We start from the raw sequence: 15,913 nt of genomic DNA, 5'->3' as shown, positions 1-15,913 counted from the left end.
TTTTAAAATGACAAATTCGAGAGCAGAACAATTACAAGAAAGCTGGGAAATGGATAGCCGTTGGAAGGGAATTACTAGACCATACACTGCAGAGGATGTAATCAAGCTGCGCGGATCAATCGATATCGAACATACATTAGCGCGTAAGGGTTCAGAAAAACTATGGAAGCTATTAAATGAAGAAGACTATATTAATTCCCTTGGTGCCCTAACTGGAAATCAGGCTGTCCAGCAGGTAAAAGCAGGACTTAAAGCCATTTACTTAAGCGGCTGGCAAGTAGCGGCAGACGCCAACCTTTCCGGACATATGTATCCTGACCAGAGCTTGTACCCGGCAAACAGTGTTCCGAGTGTTGTTAAACGTATTAACCAAGCGCTACAGCGTGCAGATCAAATCACTCATTCAGAAGGAGACGATTCAATTGATTGGTTCGCTCCGATTGTTGCTGATGCCGAGGCAGGATTTGGCGGACAGTTAAACTGCTTTGAATTGATGAAAGGCATGATTGAATCAGGTGCGGCAGGCGTTCACTTTGAGGATCAGCTTTCTTCTGAGAAAAAATGCGGCCACTTAGGCGGTAAAGTATTGCTGCCAACACAAACGGCGGTTAAAAACCTAATTGCTGCACGTTTAGCAGCCGATGTTATGGGTGTTCCAACTATATTAGTTGCCCGTACTGATGCCAATGCGGCGGATTTAATTACAAGTGATATCGATATGACTGATGCACCGTTCATTACCGGTGAGCGGACACCGGAAGGTTTTTACCGAGTGAAGGCAGGGATTGAACAAGCGATTGCCCGTGGCCTTGCTTATGCACCATATGCGGATCTTGTTTGGTGCGAAACTTCTGAGCCAAATCTTGAGGAAGCAAGACAATTTGCGGATGCCATCCATGAGCAATTCCCTGGCAAACTACTAGCTTACAACTGCTCGCCATCATTTAACTGGAAAAAGAAGCTAGATCAAGAAACCATTGCGAATTTCCAACAAGAGCTTGGAAAAATGGGCTACAAGTTCCAATTCGTTACACTTGCCGGTTTCCATGCCTTAAACCATGGCATGTTCGAGCTTGCTCGCGGCTACAAAGAGCGCGGCATGGCAGCTTACTCCGAATTGCAGCAAGCAGAGTTTGAGAGCGAGCAATACGGTTATACTGCAACACGACACCAACGTGAAGTAGGAACTGGCTACTTTGACCAAGTTTCAATGGTGATTACTGGTGGAACATCTTCGACAACAGCGCTTAAGGGTTCTACTGAAGAAGAACAATTCACAGGTTCTAAATAATAGCCAGCATCCTCCTCTCCGAATGGAGAGGAGGGTTTTTTGCGGAACTTGTTACTGTCGCATAATGAAGAGTATCTGTCGGATAGAACGTGATAACTATCGGATAGAACAAGGTAACTGTCGGATAAGCTGCGCTTACTGTCGTAAAGCTATTTTTCCCCTCAATAATTATCCACTTTTTTGGTCTGTAACACTTTTTAGGGTATTATCATACATAATAATAGCCTTTATATGGAGTTGATTTGTTTGAAAAAAACCACCGTTGACGAGGTCTTGCAGCAAGGTATTTATGGCCCTTTAGAAACGAAACCGGATGAACGGCGCAAATACTTAGGAACGATACGGGAACGAATCATTGTTGCCCTTTACAAAAGCCAGGTGGCAGAGGCGGATGTTTATCCGCAAATTGTGCGGGCAATGAAGGAATACCCAGGAGCACAGCTATTTCTAAATGGAAACATGAATTACGAGGAATTATCCAAGTATGTTAAATTGGCCACGAAACAAAAGATTGAACATAAACTTGTTGCAAACAAGGAATCCGACACGGAAATTGGCCTCATTTTAGCAATGCCCGATGCCATTGATAAAGAAGAAATTTTTATAACAAAAAAGGAACCATACCTAGAAAAGTCTCAGGAAAAAAAGGGGCTATTATCAAAAATATTTAAGTGGTAATTAAAAGGAGTGTGATTCAATAAATGGATTACACTTTTTATTATTTTAGGACAAAACTGTCCTCATGAGGTGTTCATGAGGACACTAATCATCGAGCGAGAGCAGAAACTGTCCTCATGAGCCCTAATTTGCCACTTCCACCGTAGCCATCAATTCAATCTCCACATTCCCTTTAACAGCGCGACTGATCATGCAGGAAGCTTCGGCCTTTTTGACAAGCCGTCCCGCCAATTCAACGTCTTTTTCAGAAGCTCCAGGTTTCAAGACAATATGAGGACGGTGGATAATCTTTTTATAAGTAATAACTCCTTTAGTTACATCAACAATGCCTTCAGAATCCATTGTTAAATCTGCCTTTTCAAGCCCGCTTCGTTCCATTATAGCGGCAAGGGTAATGATATAACAGGTTGCTGCCGCCCCCAGCAGCATCTCATCAGGATTGGTGCCGACACCGGGTCCGTCCATTTCCGGCGGGATGGAGACTTTTGTTTTCAAGTTCCCCGCCTCAATTTCTCCAACATCATTTCGTAGCCCCGGCCAGTTAGCTTTTAAATGAAAAACATGTTCTGCCATGTTAAATTTCCTCCAATTCTTGTTTTGCTCCCACATAATTTGGAAAATATGGTATGGTTATTTTGATATGTTAAAAATGGAGCAGTGATGCATGAAAGTTATTATTAAAATTACCCTACTAATTATTCTTTTTTTGTACTTAGCGATTCTTTCGAAATTAATTTTGTTTAAATATATTCCGTTATCTGAGATTATTAATCATTTTAACTTTACGTATGATGAATACCACTGGCGGTCGAATAATTTTATCCCCTTCAAAACTATCTACTTTTACCTGTTCTTAGCTGATATCAATCTTAATATCCGGATAGTAAACCTAGCAGGAAATATCATCGGTTTTGTACCTTTCGGATTTATCTTACCATTGCTGGCGAAAAAGTTTCAAAAGCTTAGCGCTGTGACCGTTGCAACCTTTTGCCTAAGCCTGACGTTCGAACTATTACAGTTGGTATTTGAATTTGGCAGCTTTGACGTGGATGATTTGATTTTGAATACCATTGGTGGGATATTGGGTTACCTGCCTATTAAACTTGCTTTTCATTTTATTGATTCAAAAAAGAAACACATAAACAAACCGGAATTTTAGGAGGAACCACCCAATGAAATTTTTCCGCTTCGACCGTGATGTAAGAAGAGAGATTACCGCATTTAATAGTTTAAATGTGGGAATAACGCCAATCATAAAAAACGAAGGACGTACATCGGTTGGCTGTATGTATTTCGATCAGAATAGTGTAGTAGGCATGCATCCGGCAACAGTACCGCAGCTCTTTCTAGTAATTGAGGGAAATGGCTGGGTTCAAATTGTGGGCGGCGAAAAAGTACCTGTTTCCATAGGTACGGCTGTATTCTGGGATGCCGGTGAGCAGCATGAATCGGGTTCAGAAACAAGTATGACCGCTATCATTATCGAAAGCCCAGGCCTTCAACCAGAGCAATTTTTAAAGACGCTTTAAATGAAACAACCGATGGATCTTTTAAAAAGATCCTCCGGTTGTTTTTTCGCTGCTTGTTACTGGAACACTATCCACTATCAATTTCATGTTTTTTGTTACTTTCGTGCTGTAGGTAAAATCACCATAACAGTAGGGATAGCGGAAATTACTTTTATCGCCGCCACAATTATAAAGGGTCGGCTTTTCCTTTGCCCTTAAAAGTGAGTATTCTTTTGCCAGTTCCTCGCTATGTTTGCCGCCTCGCTGTGCTACATAATCGACATAACCGCTTCCCATGTTGTAAGCCTGGATAATAGTGGGGAAATCTACCTTCTTCTGATTTCCATAGGTTAGTACCCTCTGAAAATGCTTGACCCCAGCTTCAATACTTTGTTTTGGGTCTGTAATTGCGTTTGGTGCTAAACCGGCTGATTCCGAAGCCTGCATCGGGTCGCCACCTTTTCCATGGCTTTCCTGCTGCATTAGGGCTATGAGGACATCTGTATGACTTTCAAGCTGGTATTTCGCTAATTCATCGTATAGTAAGGGGCTATATTTTTTAACATCGGCATATGGATCGTTTTCTATTATTTGTGGAAGGGAATTTTGTTTTTGAAAAAATGCCTGAAACATCGCCAAACCGCAAAATATAATAAACAGCACGAAAAAGGTTTTGAATTTCTTCCGTCTTCGTTTTTTCATAATCTTTCTCTCCCAAATCAATTCTTCTTTGAACATTATAAGGGAATAGGAGAATAAAGTCAGCGATGAACTTTTTTACATAAGACTCTTTTTAATGAAAGTAATCTAAAGAAACAAACTATTGTCCATACTGAAGAAGGAATCATTGCGGTAAAGCGGAAAAGTTTGATATTATCAATAGTAAATTGACAATGGGATGGGGGGTCAAAAAATGTCACGAATTTCAGAAGAACAGGTCAAACATGTTGCCAACCTGGCACGTTTAGCAATCACGGAGGAAGAAACAGAGAAGTTCACAAAACAGCTTGATGCCATCATTAGCTTTGCGGAGCAATTAAATGAATTGGATACGGAAAATGTGGAGCCTACATACCATGTACTTGATATGAAAAATGTCTTGCGTGAAGATGTGCCGCAGCAAGGATTGCCGCGGGAAGAGGTACTGAAAAATGCTCCTGAGCACCAAGATGGACAAATTAAGGTACCAAACATTATGGGGAAGGAGGATTAAAACGTGAGTTTATTTGATTATAAAGTTGCAGATTTACATGAGTTAATACATAAAAAAGAGCTTAAAGTGACTGACCTAGTTGATGAATCGTATAAGAGGATTGGCGAAGTCGAGGACAAGGTTCAGGCTTTTTTAACGTTGGATGAAGAACGAGCCAGAGAAACGGCAAAGGCATTTGATGAAAAGATAAACTCGAGTGAAGAAAAGGGATTATTATTCGGAATGCCGATGGGTGTGAAGGATAACATCGTGACAAAAGGTTTACGAACAACCTGTGCGAGTAAAATTCTTGAAAACTTCGACCCAATTTATGATGCAACCGTCGTGCAAAAGCTGCAGCAGGCAGAGACGGTGACAATTGGGAAGCTAAACATGGACGAGTTTGCCATGGGATCATCGAATGAAAACTCTGCTTTTAAAAAGACCCGCAATCCGTGGGATCTTGATCGGGTGCCAGGGGGTTCTTCAGGTGGTTCAGCAGCTTCTGTAGCGGCTGGAGAAGTATTATTTTCACTAGGATCTGATACCGGGGGTTCGATTCGCCAGCCCGCTTCGTTCTGCGGTGTTGTCGGCATGAAGCCAACCTATGGCCGTGTTTCCAGGTTCGGTCTTGTTGCTTTTGCATCATCCCTTGATCAGATTGGACCAATTACGAGAACCGTTGAAGACAATGCCTATCTATTGCAGGCAATCTCGGGACTTGACCCAATGGATTCGACTTCAGCGAATGTGGCTGTTCCAAACTTTGCGGCAGCCCTAACAGGCGACGTTAAAGGTCTCAAAATTGCTGTGCCAAAAGAATATCTTGGCGAAGGTGTCAACGAAGCAGCTCGTCAATCGATCTTAGATGCATTAAAGGTGCTTGAAGGTCTTGGAGCAGTTTGGGAAGAGGTATCACTGCCGCACTCCAAATACGCTCTAGCAGCCTATTACTTATTGTCATCATCGGAAGCGTCAGCGAACTTATCCCGTTTTGATGGTGTGCGCTACGGTTACCGGACACCAGATCCAGAAAGTTTAATCGATTTATACAAAAAGTCCCGTGCGGAAGGCTTCGGCGATGAAGTAAAACGCCGGATTATGCTCGGCACGTTTGCGCTAAGCTCTGGCTACTATGATGCTTATTATAAAAAAGCACAGCAGGTTCGGACATTGATTAAAAAGGACTTTGAAGATGTGTTTGCCAAATATGATGTGATTGTTGGCCCAACAACACCAACAGCTGCTTTTAAAATTGGCGAAAATATTGAAGATCCGTTAACGATGTACGCAAATGATATTTTAACCATTCCTTTGAATCTAGCGGGCTTACCGGGAATCTCAGTTCCATGCGGCTTTGACGCTGGTCTGCCGTTAGGATTACAAGTGATTGGCAAGTATTTTGATGAAGCAGCCATTTACCGTGTTGCCCATGCGTTTGAGCAAGCAACAGACTTTCATAAACAAATGCCGAAATTGTAGGGGGTGAAAACAATGGAATTTGAAACAGTGATTGGACTTGAAGTCCATGTTGAATTAAAAACAGAATCAAAAATCTTTTCAGCGAGCCCAAACCATTTTGGAGCTGAGCCGAATACGAATACGAGTGTCATTGATTTAGGATATCCAGGGGTATTGCCTGTCCTAAATAAAAAGGCAGTTGAGTTCGGTATGAAGGCAGCGATGGCGTTAAACTGTGAAGTTGCCACACATACGAAATTTGACCGCAAGAATTATTTTTATCCGGATAATCCAAAGGCCTATCAAATCTCGCAATTTGACAAGCCGATAGGCGAGCATGGCTGGATTGAGATTGAGGTTAACGGCTATACGAAACGAATTGGCATCACAAGAATTCATTTGGAAGAGGATGCCGGAAAGCTGAACCACGGCAAGGGTTATTCATTGGTTGACTATAACCGCCAGGGTACACCGCTAGTGGAAATCGTTTCTGAACCGGATATCCGTACCCCTGATGAAGCGTATGCTTATCTTGAAAAATTAAAGTCCATCATTCAATATACAGGTGTTTCCGATTGTAAAATGGAAGAAGGATCACTCCGTTGTGACGCCAATATTTCGATTCGTCCGGTAGGACAAGAGGAATTTGGAACGAAAACGGAATTGAAAAACTTGAACTCCTTCAACTTTGTTCGTAAAGGTCTTGAGTACGAAGAGAAACGTCAACGAGAAGTCGTTTCTGCTGGTGGGGAAATTGATCAGGAAACACGACGTTTTGACGAATCGACTGGGGCAACTTTGCTTATGAGGGTTAAAGAAGGTTCGGACGATTACCGTTACTTCCCTGAACCAGACTTACTCGATATATTTATTGACGAGGACTGGAAAGCGCGAATTCGTGCCGAAATCCCTGAGCTTCCTGATGAGCGGCAAAAGCGCTATGTGGAAGAACTCGGATTACCTGTTTATGATGCTAAGGTATTAACGGTTACAAAAGAAATGGCTGATTTCTTTGAAGCAACCGTGGCCGGTGGTGCCGATGCGAAGCTGGCTTCAAACTGGATCATGGGAGATGTTTCTGCCTATTTAAATGCCGAGTCAAAGGAACTTGAGCAGGTTGCTTTAACGCCGGAGGGCTTAGCGGGAATGATTAAGCTGATTGAGAACGGTACGATTTCATCAAAAATCGCAAAAACAGTTTTCCAAGAGTTAATCGAAAACGGCGGCGATGCCGAGAAAATCGTGAAGGACAAAGGGCTCGTGCAAATTTCTGATGAGGGAACACTTCTCAAAATTATTGCAGAGGTTCTCGATAAGAACCCGCAATCGATTGAGGACTTCAAAGCTGGAAAAAATAAAGCAGTTGGATTCCTTGTTGGACAATTGATGAAAGCTACTAAAGGACAAGCAAATCCACAAATGGTTAATAAATTGTTGCAGCAGGAATTACAAAAACAGTAAAAACGTGCGCTGGCAGACTCTCCGTCTGCCAGCTGTTTTTGTGAGAAAAAAGTCGAGCGGTTTTCGACAATCTTTTTTTCAATTTCCCGGGAAAAAGTAAAGAGTTATAAGTATTTGATCCATTGTTAATTAAACGTTTGTTTGATAATGAAATATGGGAATACTTGTCGAAGTGTGTATTATTAGCGGTAAAAAGCAGTTTTTCGTCATAGATTACTGATAAAAATATAAAAGCGGCCCTAGTAATCGACAGTATTCTCACTCATTTTGAAGAGTAATTCCTTTATTCATAAGCTTTGTAACCATTTTAATCAAACATTTGATTGGTTTATTTTTTCTTAACTAATCGTTTGATTAAAAGTGGTAATTACGTTGAAAATACGGTCTTTTCTTACTAAATGTCCGAAGAAATTTGTTGAATAAACAGGACACCTGCCGTTTTAAAGACAGCATAATGATCAGAGCTAAATTCTGTTTCTTCCCAGCCAAGCGATTTGTAAAAAACACGAAAAACGGTCGGATTTCATTCAAATCCGACCGTTTCCACTACACTATTCCTGTTTTAATAAACGAACACTCTCATCAAATTCTTTCTCAATCACTTCATTTTTCTTATAAGTAATTAAGCTGACTACAACCGCAAAAAGCAGGTTGAGAACGAACCCCGGTACGATTTCATAAAGTGATTCACCAAAAAAAACTTTACCAAGGTCTCCATTTTTCCAAACGATGACTGTAACGGCTCCGACAATCATGCCAAACAAGGCACCTTGGTTTGTAATCTTTTTCCAGAATAGGCTTAACAGAATAACAGGACCAAAGGCAGCTCCAAATCCGGCCCATGCATAAGCAACAAGGTCTAAAATGGTACTATTTTGCTTGAAAGCAAGTGCTGCTGCGACAACAGCAACGAGAAGGACAGCCATTCTTCCTAAGAAAACAAGATGCTTATCCTTAGCCTCTTTGTTCATGACGACTTTGTATAAATCTTCAACAAGCGCACTCGAGGTTACGATTAACTGGGAAGAAATCGTACTCATAATCGCCGCTAGAATTGCAGCCAATGCAAATCCTGCAAAAATAGGATGGAATAAAATTTGGCTTAATGCAATAAATACTGTTTCAGGATTTTCTAAAACATGCTGAGGGTTATTATGAAAATATGCGATACCAATTAATCCGGTAAAGATGGTACCGATAAGCGAGATAATCATCCAGCCCATGCCAATCCGGCGGGCACTCTTCGTTTCTTTTATCGTTTTGATAGCCATAAAGCGGACGATAATATGTGGTTGTCCAAAATAGCCAAGGCCCCAGGCCATCGCTGAGATGATTCCAATCCCTGTTGTCCCTTTTAATAAGTCTAATCTTGTAGGATCAATTGCACGAACTGTATCAAACGTTTCTGCTGGACCGCCAGTACTAAAGATTCCAATGGCTGGTACAAGTAGTAGAGCAATCAGCATCATTAGGCCTTGGATAAAGTCGGTATAGCTAACTGCCAGAAACCCGCCGAATAAGGTGTAGGCAACAACAACACTGCCCACGATAAACAGGCCAGTATGGTAGCTTGTTCCGAATGAACTTTCAAAAAAGACCGCTCCTGAAACCATCCCCGAGGAAACATAGAAAGTAAAGAATAGAAGAATAACTATACCTGAAACGATTCGGAGTAGTTTGGTTTTGTCTTTAAAACGGTTCTCAAGATAGCTTGGTATGGTAATTGAATCGTTGGCAACCTGAGTGTATGAGCGAAGGCGTGGTGCAACCAAAAGCCAGTTTAGGTAAGCCCCAATTGTTAGGCCAATGGCAATCCATGCGTCGGCTAAACCGGTTACATAAATACCCCCAGGTAACCCCATCAAAAGCCAACCGCTCATGTCAGCGGCGCCAGCACTCAAGGCGGTTACAGCAGGCCCTAACGACCTCCCCCCAAGCATGTAATCCGTCAGATTGCTCGTTTTTCGGTAGGAATACCAGCCGATGAATAACATCATCGCAATGTAGACTCCAATCGAAACCAGCTGCAGTGAAACATTGGACATATATTTACCCCCTTTATTATCAATAGAAAATAATATAAATAATATTTTCTATATATGAAATATTCTATCAACTCCGTAGTTCTATTTCCAGTGTAAAAATATTGCTTTTTCAAAATAGGAAAGAATGCTTGTACAATAATAACGAAAAATAAATAAAGCAGTTCTTTTGTAACGTGTGGTGGAAACGATTATCATAAAAGAAAATGGAAGGGGTGCAGTGTAGATGGGGTTGAATGCTTGGTTTCAAAAAGGTTTGACTGCGGACGAGTATATTAACTTGATGAAGCAAAATAAAGAGGAAATGCTTTCAATTTATGAGAAGTTTTCTTTGAGTGCTGAAGATAAAAGCAAGTTGGAGGCTGTCAGGGCTAAAAACTTGCGTGCGATTGTACTGACAGAGGATTGGTGCGGCGATGCGTTGCTGAACAACCCGATATTAATGAGGGTAGCTGAGGCGGCGGGAATCGAACTGCGATTTGTTCTCCGTGACCAAAATCTCGAGTTAATGGATCAATACTTAACGAATGGCACGTCACGAGCGATTCCTATCTTCATTTTTATAAATGAAGAAGGTAGTGAAGTGGCAGTTTGGGGTCCTCGCGCAGCTGAAATGCAGGCGCTTGTGATGGAAAGACGGGCGGCCCTGCCGGATAAAGAAGCTGAAGATTTTCAGGAGAAGCAAATGGAAGTGTATAAGCAGCTTCGGGCGGAGTATCTGGTGGACTCGAACATTTGGCAAACGGTTGCGAACAGTATTATTGCTGCGCTAGTAAAATAAAAAAATCCTCGGTGGTGGTTCCACCGGGGATTTTTAGAATCCGCTATTTTTTGGCGGGATTCTATCATTTATCAAGTTTTTATCATTGATTTTCGGTTCGATGCCAAGGATGAAGTTGCGAATGTTGGAGCGGTGCAAAAAGATTAAAAATAACGAGAATAATAAAAAGATAAGTTCTAATTCAAGGCTGGGAGAAATAAATGCATAGACAAGCATACTCAGGCCGACTGAGATGGAGCCGAAAAATACATATTTTGATAAAAAGATGACCAAAAAGAAGGTTACATAAGCAATGATGAGCAATGGTAAGTTTGCCATTAAAAGTGCGCCTGCGGTTGTAGCAATTGCTTTACCGCCCCTGAAACCTGCAAAAATCGGGAAGCAATGGCCAACAACTGCCATTAGTCCAAAATAAAGCGGCTCCGCATTAAGGTGAAAATGGATTGGCAAGTACGTTGCCAAGGCTCCTTTGGCTAAGTCGATAATGAGGACGAAGATGGCTGATTTTTTACCAAGTACCCTCAAGGTGTTGGTTGCACCAGGATTTTTGCTGCCGTGGTCGCGAATATCGACACCAAAGACTAATTTGCCCACAATCAGGGCAGTGGGAACGCTTCCGATTAAATAGGAAGCAAGGAGCAGCAACCAAAACATATGAATGACTCCCTTCTAACTATTTTCTTTTACACTACTATTCTATCATAAGTAATTGGTATTATTATGGTGGATTTCCATTACCCGGAAATGCATTATTATATATTTATATTGGGATTATGGACTAATAGAATACTCTTTTTGGACGTGCAGGCTTGTTCTTGCGCGTTTTTTGGTTTGGAAAAGGGGCGGAGCGCCACAAAAACGAATAAGAATGGACAAGTAATATGATAAATATACATTTATAGCTTAAGATTAGTATTATCTTGGCTCTGCTCACACCGCCTTATTGGCAAGGATTGGTACTCTGAAATAGTTTCTATAGAAAACGGTGGAGTGGAATACTATATTCGTTTTGTTAATGAAAAAGATTAATTAAACTTTTTAGAAAAAGTGTAGGGGTTCGGCGAAAACGAATCGTCTATTCATGTGTAAGGTAAAAAGAAAGGGGGAGAGAACGATTAGCGACACTGTGTTAATTCAAAAAGTGCTGGAAGGCAATGATCATGCCTTTCGTCTTTTGGTTGAGAAGTACCGCAATGATGTGTTCCGGACTGTCTTTGCTGTTCTTCGCGATCAAAAGGAAGCGGAAGACGCGGCACAGGAAGTGTTTATGAAAATTTACACCTCTCTCCCCAAATATGAAGGTCAAGGGTTTAAAACGTGGATGACACGCATTGCTGTTAACCATGCGATAGATGTAAAACGAAAGCAGGTAAGAAGAAGAGAGGAAGTTGTGGATGCGCTCGAGCAGGCAGCATTAGCAACGCCGAGGGATAGTATAGAGAAGGAAATTATCGAGCAGGATCGGCGCCGGCTGGTTCGAAGTAAGCTAAATGAAGTGCCTGAGAATTACCGCGAAGTAATTTATGGGTTCTACATAGCAGAGAAAAGCTATCAGCAAATGGCGCAGGAACAAAATGTCCAGGTCAAGACGATCGAAACCAAGCTGTACCGGGCGCGAAGCTGGATGAAAAAGAATTGGAAGGAGGACGATTTTTCATGAAGCATTATAGTTACGATGAATGGATGCAATATGTGAAGGACGAAATCAACGACACAGACCGTGAGCAGCTAGAAAATCACTTATATACATGCGACAAATGTCTAGAGAACTACTTGGAAGCAGTCTCAGCCAATGAAACATCCCTTCCAGCTCTATCAAATGAAAGCAGCTTCACAGACCAAGTAATGGCAATGCTGGTACCTTCGGTGGTGCCTGACACCATTAACAACACGGTTGACGGGAAAAAGCCTTTTTATCAGCAGGTGGTGTTTCATTATTTTTTGGCGGCGGTGGCGACGATTCTTCTGATGTTTTCGGGGGCGTTTCAATCGCTCGCTACTTATGCGAGTTCGTTAGAAAGTCCGCAGCACGTACAGGAAAAGAAGTCTTCGGTGACGGAAGGTGTTATTAATAAAACTTTTGCATGGATGGATTCATTAGAAAAAAAGGAGGCAGATAAGAAATGAAAAATTCCTCGAAGGCTTTAACATTATCGCTTTTTCCCGGCCTCGGTCATATTTATTTCGGCAACATGTTTCGCGGGGTGCTGTATCTACTATCGGTTATTGGCTTGGCATTTGTAACGGTGATCTCTTTATTCTCGTACAATCATAATGGAGAAGTGGCCATCCTGGCCTTTATGGCAGGTATCTTCATTTATTTGATTAGCTTTATAGATATGGGTGTACAGATTTCAAAACAAAAGAAAGCTCTAACGGAAACGAATCCTGAATACCGGAATTCCAAGGGAAGCCAGGACTCAGAACGCTTTTACACCATCGTCTTATCGTTTATCCCTGGACTTGGCCATTTTCAACTTGGCTTAATGAACCGGGGCTTAACCTTATTAGCCACCTTTTTTGGCCTTGGTGCCATGATTATTTTTATCACGGCACTTTCCAGCCGTTCAGAATTTTTAATCTTTTTGGCGGCACTCCCGATCATTTGGGTATATGGATTTTTTGACGCCGTGCAGCAGGTCAATAAAAAGCAGCGCGGTGAGGAATTAATTGACCGGACAATTTATGAAGATTTTGAATTACGCCGGGAGGACGGCAAGAAAAGCAAGGCCATCGCAACGTTTCTCTCGATTTTCCCTGGCGCCGGCCATTTGTATCTAGGTTTGCAACGCCGCGGCATTCAACTGATGGCTGCGTTCTTGTTTTCGGTTTATATCTTAGATGTTTTACGCCTTGGCATTTTCTTATTCCTCATCCCGATTATCTGGTTTTACAGCTTTTTTGACGCAATGCAAAAGGTGTCTAGGTACGGTGAAGAGGAAATTGAAGATGTCCCGATTATCGCCTATTTCCTTAATCATCAAAAATGGGTCGGTATTGGATTACTACTAATGGGGGTTTACTATTTGGTCATGAATGTCCTGCTTCCGGCATTTTCACCGTTGTTACGACGATTAATCAATGTCGATGTCATGTATTGGGTTCAGGGCTACCTCCAAACCGGTCTTGTTTGTGTCTTATTGATTGGCGGCGGAATCAAGCTTTTATCAGGAAGTAAACGGAAAAGGGAGGTTAAGAACCATGAGTAAGTGGAAAAAAGGGTTGGCGGGGATAATCATTCTCGGAGCCGGTATTGGATTCCTTTTTAGAAAAAGAAAAGGAGGAGAAGAAGTATGAGAACCTGGCGTGTTGGCACTTTTTCGATGGGGGCATCACTTTTACTGCTAGGTGTATTCCTCTTTTTTTCGAAGTTTTTAGGATTAAATCTTGTTCAGGTAATGACGGCATGGTGGCCGCTTTTATTAATAGTTCTGGGTATTGAAATCCTTCTATATTTATTTTTGTCACGGCAGGAAAAGCCCATATTAAAATATGATTTTTTGAGTATTTTCTTTGTTGGCGTGATTGGAACGGTTGGGATTGTCTTTGCTGTTTTAAATACTACCGGGCTGATGGAAAAAGCTGAAGAGGTAATGGCTAGAGAGGAGCGTTCGTTTGAACTACCTGCTTTTTCTTACCAAATGGACGATAGCATTAAACGAGTGGTGGTTAGGACTGTCGGATATGATATGACGATTGAGGCGACAGAGGAGAAAGAAGTCTCGATGTTTGGCACGTACCGGGTGCAAGCGGCGAACAAAGAGAAGCTGCTGAAAAGTGCGGATGATATCATTGCAGCAACGAAAAAGGGAGATACACTTTATTTAAATGTAAAGACGCTGCCGAACGAGATTGGCCCGTTTGATTCGCAGGGAAGTCTAGCAGGAACGATTCTTGTGCCGAAGGATGTAAAACTTGAGGTGATCGGAAATGGTAATTCGCTAACCTTAAAACCGCGGACACTCGCAAACGACTGGAATATTGAGAGTGCGTCATCGATTATCGTGGATGCTGCAGAAAACAGTAATTTAAAGGTTTCTGCTGTTGGCGTTGAAAATGTAAGCGGGAAAGAAGGAGACTGGCAGGTATCAGAAAAAGAGAATCCGAAATATGGGACGAGAAAAAATGCTGTTTATCAATCAGGTGAAGGTAAATACCAAATTCACATTGCGGGCGCCTATGATGTCAGCCTTAACACGAATCAATAAAAATCTTGGTTAATTTTTTGCAAATAAATAAAAAGACGTTATGATAGTATTCTGACGTTGGAGGAGATATTAATACAATGGCTTTGCAAGATATTTGTAAGCGATGAAGATAATTGGTAGAATATAGAATTGACAAAGCCATGTTATTTAAAAAATAGGATGATGATGATGAAAAGAGCAAGACTTATTTACAATCCTACATCAGGACGAGAAGTTCTGAAGCGGAATCTGCCGGAAATTCTTGGAAAATTAGAGATTGCCGGATATGAAGCATCTTGTCATGCGACAACAGGTGCTGGTGATGCAACGGCTGCAGCGCGGTTAGCGGTCGAGCGTCAGTATGATGTCGTCATTGCAGCCGGCGGCGATGGAACGATTCATGAGGTCGTAAATGGCCTTGCAGAGCAGGAGTATCGTCCAAAGTTAGGGATTATTCCAGCGGGTACAACCAATGATTTTGCAAGAGCTCTTCATATTCCAAGGGATGTTGGATCTGCAGTGGATATTATCACGAATGGGGAATTAATTCCCGTCGATATTGGCCGGATTAATGATCGTTACTTTATTAATATTGCCGGCGGTGGCAAAATTACTGAGATTACATACGAGGTACCCAGCAAATTAAAGACGATGCTCGGTCAACTTGCCTACTACTTAAAAGGGATGGAAATGCTTCCTGCATTTAAAGCTTCTGATTTAAAGATTGAATATGATGGAAAGCTGTTTGAAGGAGAAGCAATGATGTTTTTAGTGGGGCTGACTAATTCGATTGGCGGATTTGAAAAGCTCGCACCTGATAGTTCCATAAACGATGGATTGTTTTCCTTGTTAATTCTGAAAAAAGTAAATCTTGCCGAGTTTGTCCGGATTGCCACTTTAGCGATTCGCGGTGAACATGTGAATGACCCGAATGTGCTCTACACACAGGCAAACAGGATTAAGGTATATTCAGATGAAAAAGTACAGTTGAACTTAGATGGCGAATTTGGCGGCTTGCTGCCTGCCGAATTTGAAAACCTGTACCGCCATTTAGAGGTATTCGTACCCCTGGAGAATATTCGCCCGAATGACCGACCGACCGATTGGGTATCGGGGAAGAGATATAGCTAGTTGAAGTTCGCTCCTATGGGGCGGGCTTTTTTCATAGAATGTTTTATTTAATTTAAAGGCTCTTTTATATTTCACTGCATTTGAAAAATAAACGGCAAAATTCCGTTTAAATTGGGAAATACCCATATTTCCTTGATAATAAAGGAAGTTTTTCCGCTTATATTGGTCTTCTGTCAAGAAA

At 41.7% G+C, this 15,913-nt stretch carries 17 protein-coding genes; 13 read left to right on the top strand and 4 right to left on the bottom strand.

Annotated features, from left to right (window positions below; all coding sequences use genetic code 11):
• Window positions 1-7: 7 nt before the first annotated feature.
• Both aceA and BABA_RS00855 read left to right on the top strand, forming a co-directional pair.
• Entirely contained in the window at window positions 8-1,291 is a 1,284-nt protein-coding gene (gene aceA, locus BABA_RS00860; RefSeq protein ID WP_007083219.1) for an isocitrate lyase, read from the top strand.
• Between the two features lie 246 nt (window positions 1,292-1,537).
• Window positions 1,538-1,969, top strand: coding sequence for a YueI family protein (locus BABA_RS00855; protein WP_007083218.1), 432 nt, complete (start codon window positions 1,538-1,540; stop codon window positions 1,967-1,969).
• Window positions 1,970-2,092: 123 nt separating this feature from the next.
• On the opposite strand, the gene BABA_RS00850 is transcribed toward BABA_RS00855, so the two are convergent.
• Window positions 2,093-2,542 (bottom strand): OsmC family protein, encoded by a 450-nt coding sequence (locus tag BABA_RS00850; protein ID WP_007083217.1) that lies wholly within the window; start codon window positions 2,540-2,542, stop codon window positions 2,093-2,095.
• A 91-nt stretch (window positions 2,543-2,633) separates the two neighbouring features.
• Between BABA_RS00850 and BABA_RS00845 the strand changes: the two genes are divergently transcribed.
• Window positions 2,634-3,128: a VanZ family protein gene (locus BABA_RS00845; protein ID WP_007083216.1), complete on the top strand. Its 495-nt coding sequence runs from the start codon at window positions 2,634-2,636 to the stop codon at window positions 3,126-3,128.
• Window positions 3,129-3,141: 13 nt separating this feature from the next.
• A complete protein-coding gene (locus BABA_RS00840) occupies window positions 3,142-3,498 on the top strand; it encodes a cupin domain-containing protein (RefSeq protein WP_007083215.1) in 357 nt (118 codons plus the stop codon).
• 21 nt (window positions 3,499-3,519) lie between these two features.
• On the opposite strand, the gene BABA_RS00835 is transcribed toward BABA_RS00840, so the two are convergent.
• Window positions 3,520-4,179, bottom strand: coding sequence for a lysozyme family protein (locus BABA_RS00835; RefSeq protein WP_007083214.1), 660 nt, complete (start codon window positions 4,177-4,179; stop codon window positions 3,520-3,522).
• Window positions 4,180-4,390: 211 nt separating this feature from the next.
• On the opposite strand from BABA_RS00835, the gene gatC reads away from it, so the two are divergent.
• The 3 genes from gatC to gatB are packed head-to-tail and all read left to right on the top strand — an operon-like array spanning window position 4,391 to window position 7,591.
• Window positions 4,391-4,690 (top strand): Asp-tRNA(Asn)/Glu-tRNA(Gln) amidotransferase subunit GatC, encoded by a 300-nt coding sequence (gene gatC, locus BABA_RS00830; RefSeq protein WP_007083213.1) that lies wholly within the window; start codon window positions 4,391-4,393, stop codon window positions 4,688-4,690.
• A 3-nt stretch (window positions 4,691-4,693) separates the two neighbouring features.
• Window positions 4,694-6,151 carry an Asp-tRNA(Asn)/Glu-tRNA(Gln) amidotransferase subunit GatA gene (gene gatA, locus BABA_RS00825; protein WP_007083212.1) on the top strand — a complete coding sequence of 486 codons (1,458 nt, stop codon included), beginning with the start codon at window positions 4,694-4,696 and terminating at the stop codon, window positions 6,149-6,151.
• A 12-nt stretch (window positions 6,152-6,163) separates the two neighbouring features.
• Window positions 6,164-7,591, top strand: a complete 1,428-nt coding sequence (gatB, locus tag BABA_RS00820; RefSeq protein ID WP_007083211.1) for an Asp-tRNA(Asn)/Glu-tRNA(Gln) amidotransferase subunit GatB — start codon at window positions 6,164-6,166, stop codon at window positions 7,589-7,591.
• A 551-nt stretch (window positions 7,592-8,142) separates the two neighbouring features.
• Here the strand turns inward: gatB and putP are convergent.
• Entirely contained in the window at window positions 8,143-9,636 is a 1,494-nt protein-coding gene (gene putP, locus BABA_RS00815) for a sodium/proline symporter PutP (RefSeq protein ID WP_007083210.1), read from the bottom strand.
• A gap of 223 nt (window positions 9,637-9,859) precedes the next feature.
• Here putP and BABA_RS00810 point away from each other — a divergent pair, with 223 nt between their 5' ends.
• The gene (locus tag BABA_RS00810) at window positions 9,860-10,414 is read left to right on the top strand and encodes a thioredoxin family protein (RefSeq protein ID WP_007083209.1); all 555 of its coding nucleotides are present in this window, start codon (window positions 9,860-9,862) and stop codon (window positions 10,412-10,414) included.
• Between the two features lie 33 nt (window positions 10,415-10,447).
• Here the strand turns inward: BABA_RS00810 and plsY are convergent, their stop codons facing one another.
• Window positions 10,448-11,068 carry a glycerol-3-phosphate 1-O-acyltransferase PlsY gene (plsY, locus tag BABA_RS00805; protein ID WP_007083208.1) on the bottom strand — a complete coding sequence of 207 codons (621 nt, stop codon included), beginning with the start codon at window positions 11,066-11,068 and terminating at the stop codon, window positions 10,448-10,450.
• Window positions 11,069-11,495: 427 nt separating this feature from the next.
• Between plsY and BABA_RS00800 the strand changes: the two genes are divergently transcribed.
• The 5 genes from BABA_RS00800 to BABA_RS00780 all read left to right on the top strand — a co-directional run bounded on the left by BABA_RS00800 (window position 11,496) and on the right by BABA_RS00780 (window position 15,732).
• Entirely contained in the window at window positions 11,496-12,074 is a 579-nt protein-coding gene (locus BABA_RS00800) for an RNA polymerase sigma factor (protein WP_040344818.1), read from the top strand.
• The gene (locus BABA_RS00795; protein ID WP_007083206.1) at window positions 12,071-12,541 is read left to right on the top strand and encodes an anti-sigma factor family protein; all 471 of its coding nucleotides are present in this window, start codon (window positions 12,071-12,073) and stop codon (window positions 12,539-12,541) included. The genes BABA_RS00800 and BABA_RS00795 overlap by 4 nt, the downstream gene beginning before the upstream one ends.
• Window positions 12,538-13,623 carry a hypothetical protein gene (locus tag BABA_RS00790; RefSeq protein WP_007083205.1) on the top strand — a complete coding sequence of 362 codons (1,086 nt, stop codon included), beginning with the start codon at window positions 12,538-12,540 and terminating at the stop codon, window positions 13,621-13,623. The genes BABA_RS00795 and BABA_RS00790 overlap by 4 nt, the downstream gene beginning before the upstream one ends.
• A gap of 84 nt (window positions 13,624-13,707) precedes the next feature.
• Window positions 13,708-14,622, top strand: coding sequence for a hypothetical protein (locus BABA_RS00785; protein ID WP_007083204.1), 915 nt, complete (start codon window positions 13,708-13,710; stop codon window positions 14,620-14,622).
• A gap of 168 nt (window positions 14,623-14,790) precedes the next feature.
• The gene (locus BABA_RS00780) at window positions 14,791-15,732 is read left to right on the top strand and encodes a diacylglycerol kinase (RefSeq protein ID WP_007083203.1); all 942 of its coding nucleotides are present in this window, start codon (window positions 14,791-14,793) and stop codon (window positions 15,730-15,732) included.
• Window positions 15,733-15,913: the final 181 nt, after the last annotated feature.

This window comes from Neobacillus bataviensis LMG 21833, assembly GCF_000307875.1.
Classification (GTDB): Bacteria; Bacillota; Bacilli; order Bacillales; family Cytobacillaceae; genus Neobacillus; species Neobacillus bataviensis.
The sequence above is the reverse complement of the archived record's forward strand: the minus strand, read 5'-3'. Positions and strand labels throughout refer to the sequence as shown.